Annotated in this window: 13 protein-coding genes; 10 read left to right on the top strand and 3 right to left on the bottom strand. The window is 71.0% G+C overall.

The window, feature by feature from the left end; genetic code table 11:
- Window positions 1–28: 28 nt before the first annotated feature.
- On the bottom strand, window positions 29–532 hold the full coding sequence (locus ACZ6J5_RS21065) for an SseB family protein (protein WP_469393662.1): 504 nt from the start codon (window positions 530–532) through the stop codon (window positions 29–31).
- Between the two features lie 177 nt (window positions 533–709).
- On the opposite strand from ACZ6J5_RS21065, the gene ACZ6J5_RS21060 reads away from it, so the two are divergent.
- From ACZ6J5_RS21060 to ACZ6J5_RS21025, 8 genes are all read left to right on the top strand, one after another.
- A complete protein-coding gene (locus ACZ6J5_RS21060; protein ID WP_469393660.1) occupies window positions 710–1,093 on the top strand; it encodes a hypothetical protein in 384 nt (127 codons plus the stop codon).
- Between the two features lie 5 nt (window positions 1,094–1,098).
- Window positions 1,099–2,868: an alpha/beta hydrolase gene (locus ACZ6J5_RS21055; protein WP_469393658.1), complete on the top strand. Its 1,770-nt coding sequence runs from the start codon at window positions 1,099–1,101 to the stop codon at window positions 2,866–2,868.
- Window positions 2,869–2,926: 58 nt separating this feature from the next.
- Entirely contained in the window at window positions 2,927–3,439 is a 513-nt protein-coding gene (locus tag ACZ6J5_RS21050) for a hypothetical protein (protein ID WP_469393657.1), read from the top strand.
- Window positions 3,440–3,604: 165 nt separating this feature from the next.
- Window positions 3,605–5,434 carry an acyl-CoA dehydrogenase gene (locus ACZ6J5_RS21045; protein WP_469394175.1) on the top strand — a complete coding sequence of 610 codons (1,830 nt, stop codon included), beginning with the start codon at window positions 3,605–3,607 and terminating at the stop codon, window positions 5,432–5,434.
- Window positions 5,435–5,526: 92 nt separating this feature from the next.
- The gene (locus ACZ6J5_RS21040) at window positions 5,527–6,819 is read left to right on the top strand and encodes a M18 family aminopeptidase (RefSeq protein WP_469393656.1); all 1,293 of its coding nucleotides are present in this window, start codon (window positions 5,527–5,529) and stop codon (window positions 6,817–6,819) included.
- An 86-nt stretch (window positions 6,820–6,905) separates the two neighbouring features.
- Window positions 6,906–7,247, top strand: a complete 342-nt coding sequence (locus ACZ6J5_RS21035) for a hypothetical protein (protein WP_469393654.1) — start codon at window positions 6,906–6,908, stop codon at window positions 7,245–7,247.
- A gap of 224 nt (window positions 7,248–7,471) precedes the next feature.
- Complete coding sequence (locus tag ACZ6J5_RS21030; protein WP_469393652.1) at window positions 7,472–8,047, top strand: hypothetical protein; 576 nt, start codon at window positions 7,472–7,474, stop codon at window positions 8,045–8,047.
- 90 nt (window positions 8,048–8,137) lie between these two features.
- Window positions 8,138–10,489: a hypothetical protein gene (locus ACZ6J5_RS21025; protein ID WP_469393650.1), complete on the top strand. Its 2,352-nt coding sequence runs from the start codon at window positions 8,138–8,140 to the stop codon at window positions 10,487–10,489.
- A gap of 75 nt (window positions 10,490–10,564) precedes the next feature.
- Here the strand turns inward: ACZ6J5_RS21025 and ACZ6J5_RS21020 are convergent, their stop codons facing one another.
- Together ACZ6J5_RS21020 and ACZ6J5_RS21015 are read right to left on the bottom strand one after the other, a co-directional pair.
- Window positions 10,565–12,409, bottom strand: a complete 1,845-nt coding sequence (locus tag ACZ6J5_RS21020; protein ID WP_469393648.1) for an NHL domain-containing thioredoxin family protein — start codon at window positions 12,407–12,409, stop codon at window positions 10,565–10,567.
- Between the two features lie 539 nt (window positions 12,410–12,948).
- Window positions 12,949–13,371 carry a winged helix-turn-helix transcriptional regulator gene (locus ACZ6J5_RS21015; protein WP_469393646.1) on the bottom strand — a complete coding sequence of 141 codons (423 nt, stop codon included), beginning with the start codon at window positions 13,369–13,371 and terminating at the stop codon, window positions 12,949–12,951.
- Between the two features lie 88 nt (window positions 13,372–13,459).
- Between ACZ6J5_RS21015 and ACZ6J5_RS21010 the strand changes: the two genes are divergently transcribed.
- Together ACZ6J5_RS21010 and ACZ6J5_RS21005 are read left to right on the top strand one after the other, a co-directional pair.
- Entirely contained in the window at window positions 13,460–14,281 is an 822-nt protein-coding gene (locus tag ACZ6J5_RS21010) for an NAD(P)H-binding protein (protein WP_469393644.1), read from the top strand.
- 352 nt (window positions 14,282–14,633) lie between these two features.
- Window positions 14,634–16,124: a hypothetical protein gene (locus tag ACZ6J5_RS21005; protein WP_469393642.1), complete on the top strand. Its 1,491-nt coding sequence runs from the start codon at window positions 14,634–14,636 to the stop codon at window positions 16,122–16,124.
- The last annotated feature ends 13 nt before the right edge of the window (window positions 16,125–16,137 follow it).

Below are 16,137 nucleotides of genomic sequence, written 5' to 3'. Positions count from 1 at the left end.
GGCCCGCGGCCGGCCGTTCCAGCCTGCGTCAGCCGTACATCCGCCGCATCGCGAAGTCGACCATCTGCTCCACGGCCTTCGCGTCGAAGACCATCCGGTGGTCGCCCTCCATGTCGAGGACGAAGCCGTAGCCCGTCGGGAGCAGGTCGATCACCTCGGCGCCGGTGATCACGAAGTACTTCGACTCCTTGCCCGCGTAGCGGCGCAGCTCCTTCAGCGAGGTGAACATGGGGATCACCGGCTGCTGGGTGTTGTGCAGCGCGAGGAAGCCGGGGTTGTCGCCGCGCGGGCAGTAGACCTTCGAGGTCGCGAAGATCTGCTGGAAGTCCTCGGCGGCGAGGGTGCCGGTCGTGAACGCGCGCACGGCGTCCGCGAGCGAGGGCGGCGACGGCTCCGGGTACAGCGGCGGCTGCTGGGCGTAGCCGCCCTGCATACCCGCCTGCATACCGCCCTGCATCCCGCCGTGCATCGGCGGCTGCTGGGGCTGGCCGTACTGCTGCTGGGCGCCCGGATTCTGGTCGTAGCCGTACATGCGGGCCAGCCTATCGAGCGGCGGCGGGCGCGGGGGGCCCATGGATGCCCCGCCCACCCTTCTTCGCACGGCCCGGCCTCTCTTGCTAGGTTCGCGGAAGCAATCCGGCCACCACGGGGGTGAAAGATGGCGCTCGACGCCAAATGGCAGGAAATCATCGGTGAACGACCAGCCGCGATGAGCCTCGCGGGGGTCCCGGCCCCCGACAGCGGAGGCGGCGGCGGGCCCGACCTCAAGGCGGACGTCGGCCCCTGGCACAGCGCCGGCAACACCGCGGGCGAGCTCAAGACCTCGACGGCGAGCTCGGTCACCGACCTCGACACCGCGAACGAGGGCGTCGCGGGCGGCACCGCGGGCTTCGACTCCACCACCGCGCTCACCGAGATCCTCGGCACCTGGAAGACCCGCCTCGGCAACGTCCGCGACGAGGCCGGACGGCTGGAAGGCGCCCTCAAGGCCGCCGGGCGCGACTTCGGCGAACGCGAACAGGACACCCAGCAGAAAGTCGCCGCCGAGGGCGACAAGCAGAACGGCCAGTCCGCCCCGAAGAAGGAGGGCTGAGCGCCGTGCCGACCTGGCAGCAGCTCCGCGACCTCAAGCTGACCGAGTACACCGACGCCGCCGACGGCTGGGGCAAGGTCAGCTCCCGCGCCAACGCGGACAAGGACCGCGTGGACAACGGCATGTTCGCCAAGATCCACGACACCCAGAAGGGCGAGACCGCAGACAAGGCGGGCGGCGACGTCCAGCAGCTCTCCCGCAACTACCAGTACCTGCACACCGAGTGCGGCCTGGTGCGCACCGCGCTCAACGGCCTCGCCGCCGAAATGGCCTCGCCGCAGAAGAAGTTGAAGCAGGCGCTGGAGGACGCGGAGAACCTCAAGTTCACCGTGCAGGCCGACGGCTCGGTGAACTACCCCACCAAGTCCTACGTCCTCAAGGGCGACCAGACCGCCCGCGACGGCGCCCCCTTCCCGTATCTGCCCGGCAAGGCCGAGGGCATCGGCAGCGGCGACGAGAACAAGGGCAAGGCCGAGGACATCGCCCAGCGCATCGGCGACGCGCTCCGCGAGGCCGCCGAGATCGACGGGCGCTACGCCGCCGCGCTGCGCCAGCTCAAGGCCGAACCGGGGCTCACCGTCAGCGACGAGACCCTCGCCGACGCGGCCCGGGACACCAAGGCGATGCAGCAGGCGGCCGGCAAGTACGCCGACGACGACGCGATCCCGAAGGGCAAGTCCCCCAAGGAGAACGCCGACTGGTGGAACGGCCTCACCCAGGAGCAGCGCGACGAGTACGCGACCCTCTACCCGGCCTCGGTCGGCGCCCTGGACGGCATCCCCTCCGCCGTCCGCGACGACGCCAACCGGATGGTGCTCGCGGAGTCGAAGGCCCAGTACCGCCTGGAGCTCAAGACGATCCCGCCGCAGCCGCAGGAGTACCTGCCCAACCCCAGCGGGCAGTACCCGGCGGTCATCAAGAACCCCGAGTGGCGCGAGTGGGACAAGAAGTACGGCGACCGCAAGGCCCATCTGGAGAGCTCGCTCAAGGGCATGGACGCGATCGACGAGCGCTTCGCCAAGACGGGCAAGGACGGCCTGCCGGAGGCGTATCTGCTGGGCTTCTCCCCCGAGGGGCACGGCCGGGCCATCGTCGCGAGTGGAAATCCCGACACCGCCGAGCACACCGCCGTCTACGTGCCCGGCACCACCTCCAACCTGGGCAGCATCGGCGGCAACATCGACCGCATGAACAGCCTGTGGCGCGAGTCCCACGCCATGGCGCCGAACTCGACCGTCTCCACGATCACCTGGCTCGGCTACGACGCCCCGCAGGACATCGTGAAGGACGCCCCCTTCAGCCACTACGCGAACGACGGCGCCCCGGCCTACAACACGTTCATGGAGGGCCTGGAGGTCGCGCAGGGCGGCCCCGACAAGAGCCACACCACCGCCGTCGGGCACTCCTACGGAACGACCCTGATCGGCTCGGCCGCGCGCCAGGGCACCCTGCACGCCGACGACATCGTCTTCGCGGGCAGCCCCGGCGTGCAGGTCGGCTCGGCGGGCGAGCTGGACGTGCCGAAGGGGCACGTGTGGAACGAGGAGGCCGACGGCGACGCCGTACCCGACATCGGGCGCTGGGGCCACGGCGGCAGCCAGTGGCGGCTCGGCGGCGGGGTCTTCCTCATCCCGAGCGACGAGGTCTTCGGGGCGAACCAGATGGCCACGGACGGGGAAGGACACAGCGACTACTGGAACGACGGCAGCCTGAGCATCAGGAACCAGGCCGCCGTGGTCACCGGCGAATACGAACAGGTGAAGAAGGTTGACTAAGGTCCGGGCCGGCGCCGCCGCCGTGGTGGCGGCGCTCCTCACACTCACGGGATGCAGCATGTCCGATTCGAACGGTTCGAGCGGGACCGACTCCGGCACGCCCGGCTCCGGCGGCGCGAAGGTCGTCGGCGTCCGGGACCAGGACGAGGTGAACGCCGAGACCAAGAAGGTGTCGAGCGAGCTCCTCGACCTGATCGCGGTCCAGGGCTCGGCGTCCAAGGCGGGCGCGGGCGTCCGCGCCTGCGAGGGCCTGGACCGCGAGAGGTTCTACACGATGTTCCACCCCTGGAGCCTGTCGGCGAAGACCGACGACGAGCTCGCGGGAGCCATGGAGCGGCTGAAGGCGGAGCTGCCCAAGCGCGGCTGGAAGATCGTGAAGTACGGCCCCGACGACAGCCCCGCCAAGAGCCTGGAGCTGACCGCCGACCACGACGAGCGGAAGTTCGGCGTCCACGTCAGCTTCTGGAAGGCCCGCACCGTGCTGGGCAAGCCGAAGCCCCCGATGCTGATGATCGACGTCGTGTCCGGCTGCTACCAGGTCCCGGACGGGCAGAAGGTCGAGCACTACTGACCGCCGGGGCCCGGTGCGGCACGCGTCACAGACAAGTTCCCCGGATAGGGGTTGCCGTTATTACCGGTGGGTAGCATCATCGTAGAGAGCGTGGGCTACCCGCCGGTAGTCGTCGTGTACGCGTACGAGGAAACCGCCTCCCCGAGCCTTTACGGAGCCGTCGCCATGGGGCACTACAAGTCGAATCTCCGCGACATCGAGTTCAACCTCTTCGAGGTCCTCGGCCGCGACACGGTGTACGGCACCGGTCCCTTCGAGGAGATGGACGTCGAGACCGCGAAGAGCATCCTCGACGAGATCCGCCGCCTCGCCGAGAACGAGCTCGCGGAGTCCTTCGCCGACGCCGACCGCAACCCCCCGGTCTTCGACCCGGAGACCCACACCGCCCCCGTCCCCGCCTCCTTCAAGAAGTCCTACAAGGCCTTCATGGACTCGGAGTACTGGCGCCTCGGCATCCCCGAGGGCATCGGCGGCACCACCGCCCCCCGCTCCCTCGTCTGGGCCTACGCGGAGCTGCTCCTCGGCTCGAACCCGGCCATCTGGATGTACTCCTCCGGCCCCGCCTTCGCCGGCGTCCTCTACAACGAGGGCAACGAGCGGCAGAAGAAGGCCGCGCAGATCGCCGTCGAGAAGCGCTGGGGCTCCACCATGGTGCTCACCGAGCCCGACGCGGGCTCCGACGTCGGCGCCGGCCGCACCAAGGCGGTCCAGCAGGAGGACGGCTCCTGGCACATCGAGGGCGTCAAGCGCTTCATCACCTCCGGTGAGCACGACATGGAGGAGAACATCCTCCACTACGTCCTCGCCCGCCCCGAGGGCGCCGGCCCCGGCACCAAGGGCCTCTCGCTCTTCCTCGTCCCGAAGTACGAGTTCGACTGGGAGACCGGCGAGCTCGGCGCCCGCAACGGTGTCTACGCCACCAACGTCGAGCACAAGATGGGCCTCAAGGCCTCCAACACGTGCGAGATGACCTTCGGCGACCAGCACCCCGCCAAGGGCTGGCTGATCGGCGACAAGCACGAGGGCATCCGCCAGATGTTCCTCATCATCGAGTTCGCCCGCATGATGGTCGGCACGAAGGCGATCTCCACCCTCTCCACGGGCTACCTCAACGCCCTGGAGTACGCCAAGGAGCGCGTCCAGGGCACCGACCTGGCGAACTTCATGGACAAGGCCGCGCCCAAGGTCACCATCACCCACCACCCCGACGTCCGCCGCTCGCTGATGACGCAGAAGGCGTACGCCGAGGGCATGCGCTCCCTCGTCCTCTACACGGCCTCCGTCCAGGACTCCATCGCGCTCGCGGAAGCCGCCGGCGAGGACACCAAGGCCCTGCACGGCCTGAACGACCTGCTGCTCCCGATCGTCAAGGGCTACGGCTCCGAGAAGGGCTACGAGCAGCTCGCGCAGTCGCTCCAGACCTTCGGCGGCTCCGGCTTCCTGCAGGAGTACCCGATCGAGCAGTACATCCGGGACGCCAAGATCGACACCCTCTACGAGGGCACCACGGCCATCCAGGGCCAGGACTTCTTCTTCCGCAAGATCGTCCGCGACCAGGGCGCGTCCCTGAACGCGCTCTCGGAGGAGATCAAGAAGTTCCTCGCGGTCGGCACCGGCGGCGCCGAGCTGGCCGGCGCCCGCGACGCGCTCACCAAGGCCGCCGTGGACCTGGAGGGCATCGTCAAGAAGATGCTCGACGACCTCATGGCGACCGGTGAGGACGTCAAGAACATCTACAAGGTCGGCCTCAACACCACCCGCCTGCTGCTCGCCTCCGGCGACGTCGTCGTCGGCTACCTGCTGCTGCGCGGCGCCGCCGTCGCCGCCGAGAAGCTGGCCGCGGGCGCCTCCGCCAAGGACGCCGCCTTCTACCAGGGCAAGATCGCGGCCGCGAAGTTCTTCGCCGCCAACGTCCTGCCGGGCGTCACCGCCGAGCGCCTCCTCGCCGAGGGCGTCGACGGCTCGCTGATGGACCTGGACGAGGCCGCGTTCTAGGACGCGCCCTGAGTCCGCACAAGGAACGGCTCGCTCCCGGGGAGGGGAGCGGGCCGTTCTGGCTTCCCGGAGCCGCTGCGTAAGGTGAACGCATGAGTAGCGCACCTCCCCGGTTCGACCGCGGCCACACCGATGACCTCATGACCTTCCTCGCCGCCTCCCCCTCGCCGTACCACGCGGTGGCGAACACCGCCGAGCGCCTGGAGAAGGCCGGCTTCCGCAAGGTCGAGGAGACCGCCGCCTGGGACGCGACGACCGGCGGGAAGTACGTGGTCCGCGGGGGCGCGATCATCGCCTGGTACGTGCCCGAGGGCGCCGCCCCGCACACGCCGTTCCGGATCGTCGGCGCGCACACCGACTCCCCGAACCTGCGCGTCAAGCCGCAGCCCGACTTCGGCCGCGAGGGCTGGCGCCAGGTCGCCGTCGAGATCTACGGCGGACCGCTGCTCAACAGCTGGCTCGACCGCGACCTCGGCCTGGCCGGCCGGCTCACCCTGCGCGACGGCAGCCACCACCTGGTGAACGTGGACCGGCCCGTGCTGCGCGTGCCGCAGCTCGCCGTCCACCTCGACCGGGGCGTCAACGACGGCATGAAGCTGGAGCGCCAGCGCCACATGCAGCCCATCTGGGGCCTGGGCCAGGCCCACGAGGGCGACCTGATCTCCTTCGTCGCCGAGGAGGCCGGGCTCGACGCCGAGGACGTCGCCGGCTGGGACCTCATGGTCCACGCCGTCGAGACCCCCGCCTACCTGGGCCGCGACCGCGAGCTGCTCGCCGGACCGCGCATGGACAACCTCCTCTCCGTGCACGCCTGCGTGGCCGCCCTCGCCGCCGTGTCGACGCTGCCCGACCTGCCGTACATCCCGGTGCTGGCCGCCTTCGACCACGAGGAGAACGGCTCCGAGGCCGACACCGGCGCCCAGGGCCCGCTGCTCGGCAACGTCCTGGAGCGCTCGGTCTACGCCCGCGGCGGCGCCTACGAGGACAAGGCCCGCGCCCTGGCCGGCTCGGTCTGCCTCTCCTCCGACGTCGGCCACGCCGTGCACCCGAACTACAGCGAGCGCCACGACCCGACGCACCACCCGCGCCCCAACGGCGGCCCGATCCTCAAGGTGAACGTCAACCAGCGCTACGCCACCGACGGCAGCGGCCGGGCCGTGTTCGCCGCCGCCTGCGAGAAGGCCGGCGTGCCGTGGCAGTCGTTCGTCTCCAACAACGACATGCCCTGCGGCACCACGATCGGCCCGATCACCGCCGCCCGCCACGGCATCAGCACCGTCGACATCGGCGTCGCCTGCCTCTCCATGCACAGCGCCCGCGAACTGTGCGGCTCGGACGACCCGTACCACCTGGCCAACGCCCTGGCGGCCTTCCTGGAGGGCTGAGAGCGGGCGGTCACGGCCGCCTCGGCCTTCAGCAGGCCGAGGCGGCCTCTTTACGGCCCGAAATTAACTCAGTAAACTACAAAATTATGGACCTCACCATTGTCAGGCATGCGGTGGAAGCCGACGACGGGGCGAAGAAGTTTCCCATGAGCTTCCTCAAGCGCCATGCGGCGGCCGGAAGGTCGCGCCTGAGTCGTGACCTCTGCGACCAGATCAGCACCGCCCTCGAAGCGCTCGGCCTCATGACCGTTCCGAAGACACTGCCGACAAGCGAGAACGAAATTGTCTGGATCATCCAAAAAGACAGCATCCTAGGACAAACAGTCCAGCTCGCCAGCGTGCTCGTCCACCTCGACCGGCTCAACATCACGCAGATCCCCCCGCAACTGCTCGACAACTACCCCCAAGCGAAGGAGGGGTTGAGCTAGAGCGGTGACGCACGTCACTGCGGGCCGAATCCAGGGGTACTCGGGCATCCCGGCCTGCGTGAACGCCCTCAGGACGTGACCGGCGGCGCCCCACCATGCGCCGCAAGGATGGAATTCGCTAAAAAATCCCGTCCGCCATGTGCGACTCTTCCTTGGAACGCCACCATCTCGCGCATTCGGGGCCAGTTGGGGCGCACATCCGTCACGCCCTCTGGGAGTCCCCCATGAACAGCGAGCCGTCCAGCTCCGGCTTACACCCGGTCCACTACATCGCCATCTCGCGCCGGAGGGGCGAGCACTTCGCCTCGGTCCTCCCCTTCCGGCCCGACGGCCTGGCGGACCGCCTCCCGGCGGAGCGGCGCAGGCCGCGTCCGGGGCGCTCGGCCCGTTACGGGGGAGCGCCCGGCACCTTCTTCGCCGAGATCTCCTCGCTCACGCCTTCCGGGACCCTCGCGTTCCGCATATCGGCGGCGCACCCGGCGAAGGCCGCCGCCGCCGTCCTGGAGTGGCTGGCGAAGAAGGCGGGGGACGGCGACGCCTCGTTCGCGCTGATGACCACCAGCGCGGGCCCCCGCTGGTATCGGCTCCACGCGGGCAAGGCCGAGGCGCTCGGAGCCGACTCCCTCTGGCTCCTGGGGCACCGGCACCCCGAGACCGGGGCACGCGCCGCCCTCAGCCTCGCCGGGGACCACGCCTGGTCGAACCTCCAGCACCACACCCGGCGGAATGACACGTCCGACCCCCGGGTCCCCCCGACCGCTCCTCCGGGCGGGGACCACCTGATCCACCTCCACCCCTGAAGTGCACGTCGAGGGCGCCGAGTTCACAGACTCGGCGCCCTCGTCGAGTTACTCCGGTATCGACACCAGCGCTCACCAGGAGGCCCTCTCGTGGCAACCGATCCACCCACCACCCTTTCCGTAGAGGTCAGTTGGAACCGAGAGACCATCCAGGTCTCCAATATCGCGCGCCAACTCCCCGCTGACTCCACCTCCGCACAGCAGGAATCCGTCATCGACACGGCCCGGCAGAACCCCGGAGTGCCTCTCGATGACGCCGCGTGGCGGGCGATAGCCCGCGCTACCACCCGGCCGGACTCGCTCGTCAGCCAGCTGCGACCCACGGGCGACGACCCCTTCGGCGCCCTGCTGGCGGAAAGCGTCGAGGGCGCGACGGTACGGTCGGTGATCACCCGCGTACTGACCAACGAGCTCCTGCCGGGCATCCAGCCCCGCACGAGTTCGTCGGGCTCGGAGGTGCCGGACCCCCAGGTCGAAGGGCTCACCCACGGTGACGACCCCACCGCGATCGTGGAGTACCGCTACAAGGACCCCCAGCACCTCCTGGACCATGTCTGGCACACCATTTTCGCGACCCTCGAGATCAACACGTACACCACGAGCATCCTGACGAGAGCCGTCACCCGGAACCTCCTCGTCCATCCCGTCCGCGTGACCTTCGAGGACGGCACGCCGTCCTTCCACTCCCTCGTCGTCCGTGACGGCATCACGCGGCTCGCCAGCATGTGGGCGGTGATGGCCGGTCCGGGCGCGGAGCACAGCGATGCCGCGACTCTCGCCCAGCAAGCCGTGCTCGGCGCGCTGCTCAGCCATGATCTCTCGAAAAATGCCTCTGACCTGGGAGAACGCGTCTACGAGGCGCGCGCGCGGTGGCGAGCTCAGCGTCGTGAGGAGTTCACCCAGGAGATCTCCGGGGAAGTCCCGGGCCTCCTCGCGGCCCAGATCTTCCAGTCGTACACCGCGCCGGCGCAGATCGCGGTCGGCATCGAAGGCCACGCCAGCCAGATCCTGTCCCCCCAAGACCTCTTCGACGACGCCATCCGTTCCGTCCTCGCCGCGATCCACGTCGAGTTCAAGGCGTGGGACGACTCGGCCCAGAACGTCGAGGTGATCACCCGGGCGCTCAAGCGGATCATCCAGAAGCGGGATCCCCGCTGGAGCACCGATCAGCTCCAGGACGTCTACGGCCTCGCCGTGGGACGGATCGCCGTGAGCGCGCTGCCGGAGGTGTTCGGAGCCGGCGAATCGGCTCCCCCCACCGCGCTGTGGCGAGCGGTCTTCCTGGTCAACGCGCTCAGCAAGCCCGAGCTGCTCGAAGCCCTCAAGGACCAGGCCAAGTCGATCAAGGGCGGCAAGCGCTTGAGTCTGAAGGGCTTCGCGGCGCTGCTCGGCCCGGTCATCGATTTCCCGTGGCGGCAGAGGAAGCGGCTGGTCATCAGCCAGGCACGGAACGCCTGGAGCAACGGCGGGGTGCTGGCCCCCTCCGTCACCGGCGAATGGCGTCCCGTGCCCACCGACGACTTCACCAAGCTGGTGGAACCCGCGATGGGGGGAGACGACGACGCACGCTGCACCCTCGCCGTCGCCGGCGGCGTCGCCCTGATCGCGGACAAGCTGCTCACCCGCAATGTCGGCTCGTCGCTCGGAGTCCCCAAGGAGAGGGGGGGAGTGCCGTTCCGCTCCGACACCCACCTCGTCATCGACGGCCTCTCCAGCCCGGGGAACCGGCTGGGGCTGACGCTCCTGGCCATGGCAGCCAACACCTTCCGGGCCGACGGCCTCCCGCAGAACTCGGTGCCCATTCAGAACCTGACGGGCAAGGCGGCGGCCGACGAGGAGCCCTACGTCTATTACCGAGTGGACCTGGACGCCGAGGACGGGATCGCGCGGGACGCCGACGGCGTGCCCCAGTGCCTCTACGAATGGGACGTCGTGGCGGCCTCCAAGCCCGGCTGGGACAAGAAGGCCAAGATGCCTGCCCCCGCTGCCACTGAGGACACCGCTGCCCCCGAAGGCACCGAAGCGACGAGTCCGTGGTTCTCGGCCGACGCGGTGCCCGGCGACGGGTACGACGTCGAGCCGGGCGGGGCCGTCGGTTCCCCGCCCACCGGAGGCGGCCTCTTCTCGGACAGCCCTGGCAGCACGGTGTTCCCGGTCCCGGAACAGCCGAGACTGCTGCCCAGTCAGCGCGCGGCCGAAGAGCGCCATGACCTGCGCGAATACGTACACGCGGCGAGGCGCTCACTCGACCAGATCCTCATCCTGGAGGACGAGGTGAGCCACCGGAGCGCGCTCGCCCCGATCCCGCTGCTCGACGAGCTTCACGCCCTTTTGCACGGCATCCAGACCGACCTCGAGAACCTGCGGCGCGGCGTCGAGGCCGAGCAGGCGGGTTCGGCGGCCGACACCGGCGAGGCTGATGAGGAGGGCTCTGGGGAATAGCCGCCGGACGCGGAGCGGGGCCCCCGGCTCATGGCCGGGGGCCCCGCTCCGTCGTCGGTGCCGCGCCCCGGTCGGTCAGGCGTCCGCCTCGTCCATGCCCGCCAGGATCAGCGGAAGGCGGCCCGCGCCCCCGGGGGTGAGGCGGAGCGGGACGCCCCAGTCCTGCTGGTGGACGTGGCAGGCGGGGTACTCGTTGGCCGGGTCGTCGTCGCAGGACGCGGCCATCGCCGAGACGTGCAGGACGCCCTCGGTGAGCTCCGGGTTCAGGGTGAGCTCGCGGAACAGGTCCGTGCCCGTGCCCTCGCCCGCGAGCAGCAGCTCCGGCGGGGTCGAGGAGACCAGCAGCCGGGTCGAGGGGCCGTAGCGCTGGTCCAGCTTCTGGCCCTTCGGGGCCTGGAAGACCACGTCGAGGCGGAACGCGCCCGGGGCGACCTCGGTGGCCTCGCGCCGGGTGCGGTGGGCGACCGACTCGACCTGGACGGCCTCCTCGGGCAGCCGCAGCCGGGTCAGCTTGTGCCGGGCCGACTCGACGACCACGACGTCCTCGCCGACGACGACCGCGTCGGAGGGCTCGCGCAGGTCCGTGGCGAGCGTGGTGACCTCGCCGCTCGCCGGGTCGTAGCGGCGCAGCGCGTGGTTGTACGTGTCGCTGACGGCGACCGAGCCGTCGGGCAGGGCGGTCACGCCCAGCGGGTGCTGGAGCAGCGCCTGCCCGGCCGCGCCGTCGCGGTGCCCGAAGTCGAACAGGCCGGTGCCGACGGCCGTGTGCACGAGGCCCTCCGGGTCGACCCAGCGCAGCGCGCTCGTCTCCGAGTCGGCCACCCACAGGCGGTCCTCGGTGGCCGCGAGCCCGGACGGCTGCGCGAACCACGCCTCGGCGACGGGGCCGTCGACCAGGCCCTCGTTGGTGGTGCCGGCCGCGACCTCGACGGTCCCGGTCTCCGGGTCGTACGTCCACAGCTGGTGCACGCCGGCCATCGCGATCCACACCTTCCCCCGCCACCAGGCCACGTCCCACGGCGAGGACAGGTCCACGTCCAGGGCCGGGCCGGAGGCCGGGGAGCCCTGCCACCACTGGCGGCCGGTGCCGGCGATCCGCTCCGAGGTGCCGGTGGCCGGGTCGAACAGGCGCAGCGCGTGGTGCACGGTGTCCGCGACGACGACCTTGCCTCCCCCCGACTTCGTCAGGGAGGTGCCCCCAGGCAGCACGGCGAGGCCCTGCGGCTCGCGGAACTCCCCGTCGCCGACGCGGCGCACCACGGTCTCGCCGTCCGGGGCCAGCTCCACGAGCTGGTGCCGGGTGGTGTCGGAGACCAGCAGGTTCCCGGACGGCAGCAGGACCGCCTTGCCGGGGAAGCGCAGGTCGGTCGCGACCGGCTCCGGCGGCACGTACGGCCCGTCGCCGCGCCGCAGGGTGCCCTTGGCGCCGTGCTCGGCCTCCAGCTCCTCGACGAGCGCGCGCAGCGCGTTGGCGTGCCCCTCGCCGGCGTGCTGGGCGACGACATAGCCCTCGGGGTCGATGACGACGAGCGTCGGCCAGGCCCGGACGGCGTACTGCTTCCAGGTCGCGAGCTCCGGGTCGTCGAGGACCGGGTGATGCACCTCGTAGCGCTCGACGGCGTCCACGACGGCCTGGTGCTCGGCCTCGTGCACGAACTTCGGCGAGTGCACGCCGATGATCACCAGGGTGTCCCGGTGCTTCTCCTCCAGCTCACGGAGCTCGTCGAGGACGTGCAGGCAGTTGATGCAGCAGAAGGTCCAGAAATCGAGAACAACGCACTTGCCTCGCAGGTCGGCGAGGGTGAGCTCTTTGCCCCCGGTGTTCAGCCAGCCGCCCTTGCCGATCAGCTCGGGGGCACGGACACGGGCACGCTTGCGGGGTGCGGGCGCGGGGGTGGGCGCCGGGGCAGCATCGTTCATCCTTCAAGCTTGCCATTGGCCCATGAACACCGGATCACGGACGTACGACGCCGCCGTCCCGCGCAGCTACGGGATCCGCTCCACCACGGACCGGCCTCCTTGGACGCCCCGGACGAACAGGGTTCCCGTGCGCCGGCTCCCGGCGGGTGGGGCAAGCACGGACGCTGACACGTCCAGGAAGCCGTGTTCCTTGAGAATCAGCGCCCACACATCGGGTTCGTAGTCCCACCGCTTGACGACAGCGGGGTCCTCTTCGGGCCCGCGCGGGATCTTCGGCGGGCTTCGCAGGGCGTCAACTGTGCCGCTCTCGCGCCTTCGGCAGTCGATATGCGCTGGTCAGAGCCCACGATGGGCCCGAAAAACGGAGTCACACCCAGCGTGCGCCTTCCGAGCTGGGGCCGGAGTCGGGTGTCCCGTCTCCAAGGATCTGGTCCCCGTCTCGGGTGATCTGGTCCGATTCGCTTGTGGTCTCAGGTGATCTGGTTCGCCGACTGTCTCATCCGTGACAGGTGTCCGGTATGCGGCGATGACGGTTGTCGTCAGCGGATGTCGTGGTCGGGGTGGGCCTGGTCGTACACATGCCGCGCCTCAGCGATGACAGCACGGTGAGTGAGGGACCAGTCGGCAAGCGCCTTGACGAGGTGGGTCAGGCCGGCCCCGGTCTCGGTCAGACGGTAGTCGACCTGGGCGGGGACGGTCGGGTACACGGTACGCAGCACGAGGCCGTCGCGTTCGAGCCTGCGCACGGTGAGGGTGAGCATGCGCTGGGAGATGCCGTCGATGGCGCGTTGCAGTTCGCGGAACCTGCGCGGCCCGCCCGCGAGCTCGACGATCACGAGCACCGACCACTTGTCCCCGATGCGGTCCAGGACGTCGCGGATGCCGCAGTCGGGGTGGTCCTCGCGTCCGCAGGGGTCGAGGTCGGCGGGGGTGGTGGTTATCCCGGTGTGCGTGAGTGACATCGAACTGCCTTCTTGTGGCCGGTGAGCGTGCGGTCAAGGATCAAGCGTAGTTACCGATGAGAACCACGACGGAAGACTGTGATTGATCATGATCTTGGTGACCGGAGCGAACGGGAACCTCGGCTCGGCCACACTTGCGGCGCTGCGTGCTCGCGGCATCGTCGTGGCGGGCGGCAGCCGTACGCCGGACGAGGGGATGCGGCGTCTCGACTTCGATGACCACGTGAGCCTCGACCTCGCTGGGGTGTCGACGCTGGTGCTGATCTCCGCCGGTTATGCCGAGGACGACCAGGTCGTCGGACGGCACGCGGCGCTCCTTGACGCCGCCGTCAGGGATGGCGTCCGCCACGTCGTCTACACGAGCCTGACCGGTGCGGGCGATCATCTCGGTTTCGCGCTCGCGCACCGTGCAACCGAACGCCTGGTGCGGGCGAGCGGATTGCCGTGGACGATCCTGCGCAACGGCCTCTATGCCGAACTCTTCGGCGCTCTCCTGATGTGGTCCGACGACGGTGTGGAGTCCGCGTTCGGCGGTGGCGCCCTTGCTGCGGTCGTGCGAGAGGATCTCGCCGATGCCGCGGCGATCGTTGCGGCGAATCCGGCACGGCACAGCGGGCGCGTCTACGACCTCGTCGGCACGCCGATCACGGGACGGCAGGTGGCCGACCGGCTCGGGGTCCCGCACCGCATCATCAGCCTGGGTGAGTACCGGCGCAGGCTCCTCGACGAGACACCGGGGCTGCTGCCGTTCCAGCCGCCGATGCTCGCCTCGATCGCCACGAGCATCCGGCACGGCTTCCTGGACGGCGCCTCCCCCGACCTCGTCGACCTACTCGACCGCCCGGCCCGCGATCCACTGGCCACGGCCGTTGCGGTGGCCTCCGCCGCGAGGCCGGAAGCAAGCATTTAGCAGCGGGCGCCACGCGCTCGACAACGAACTGAGTCCTCCCGGCGATCGTGGCGGGAGGACTCATGTGCGTCAACAGGGCGCTTAGCCCTTCAAGGGGCGGAAGAACTTCACGGGCGACTACTGAGCGGTGGGGCAAGCGCGGACGCAGCGGTCCTTCCCCGCAGATCGGTGAGGGACAGATCGTCTCCGCCGGTGCCGGAGGTGCCGTGCGTCCGGCCGGACGGATGAACGCGGGGCCCCGGGTGGCCGGACCCCGGCGTGTCGTGGCCGGGGCCGGGGCGGGGGGCCTGGCGAGCATGACCAGCGGAACGATCATCCGATTTTTCCGTCGGGCCTTTCCGGGGAGGGTGTCATGCGGGGGTCACCGGGTGCCGGGCCGTTCGTCCCGCTGCTGCTCCCGCTGCTCCTGCTCCCGCTGCTCCTGCTGCCGCTCTGGGTCCCCTGGGCGCCCGCCGCGCGGGCCGGCGGGGCCGGGAGCGGCGGACTGAGCCTCAGCGTCACCGTCAACGGCGGCCGCACCGGCGCCGACGCCCGCCCCGTCCGGGCCGGCACCCCGCTCGTGAAGCGGTACGTGCTGGTCAACCGCGGCGAAGCCGACCTCCACCGGATCGAGATCGCCGACCCGGGCGTCCCCGGCGGCCGGGTCCGCTGCCCCGCGCGCCCGCTCACCGCGCTCCGTTCCATGACCTGCACGGCCCGCTTCCCCGCCCTGACCGGCCGCCACACGGCCATCGCCCGCGCCACCGGCGCCATCCCCTCGCTGCGCACCCGCCTCACCGCCACCGCCCGCTCCGGCTACGAGGGCGTGGCCGGGGCGCTGCGGCTGACCGAGACCGTACGGGTGGCCGGGACGCCGGGCCCCGGCGGGCGCCAGGGCCGCGCCGCCCCCGTGCCGGGCCCCGGCCCCGGTGCGGCCGGCACCCTCGTGGACGTCCGCTACACCGTCACCAACCTCGGCAGCCGCCCCGTCCACGCCGTCCGGCTCACCGACACCGCCCTGGCCGCGGGCCCCGGCGCCCTCACCTGCGGCCCGGACCGCACCGGCACCGTGCCTCTGCTCGCGCCCGGCGCCTCGGCGGACTGCGCGGCGACGGTACGGCGGGCCCCGGGCACGTACCGCAGTGCCGGGCTCGCCCGGGGCAGCGACCGGGTCGCCACGGTCGACGAGCGCGGCAGGACCGTCCCCGCCCCGGAGCTCACGGCCCGCGCCTCGGCGGAGTTCCGGGTACGGGGCGGGGCCCCCGGGACGACCGCGACGACCGGTTCGGCCGGGACACCGCCGCCGGTGGTACGGGACGGGGCGCGGCCCCCGCGCCCCGCCACGCCGTCCCCGGGGCTCGCCGCGCCCGGCGCGCCCGGGATGCCCGCCGGGCCGGTGGCCGGGCTGCTCGCGGGGCCCCGGGGGCCGGGACCGTGGGCACCGGCGGGACTGGAGGGGCTGGAGGGACTAGTAGGTCCAGCGGGTCTAGTGGGTGCAGTGGGCCCACTGGGCCCAGCAGGTCTAGTGGGTCCAGAGGTGCCAGAGGGGCCAGAGGGGCCAGTAGGCCCAGAGGGCGGCCTGGTGGGTCCAGAGGGACCGGTAGGACCCGAGGGCCTGGTAGGCCCCGGCACCGGAGCCGCCACCTCCCCCGACCGTACCGCCCTCCCGCCCGCCCGCGCCCAGGTCCCCGCCCCCGTATCCGTCCCCGTCCCCGTCGCCGTCGCCCCCGCCGACGAGGGGCTGCTGCCCCGGCTCCATCGCCGCGCCCGCGAACTCCCGCACCTCGGCGTGGTCGTGACGCTGCTGCTCCTGCTGATCCCGGCCGCGCTCGCCGCCGCCCTGTTCGGCTCCCGCCACCACTGAGAGATCCTGCGAG

This window comes from Streptomyces sp. NPDC042100 (genome assembly GCF_055582325.1).
The sequence above is the reverse complement of the archived record's forward strand: the minus strand, read 5'-3'. Positions and strand labels throughout refer to the sequence as shown.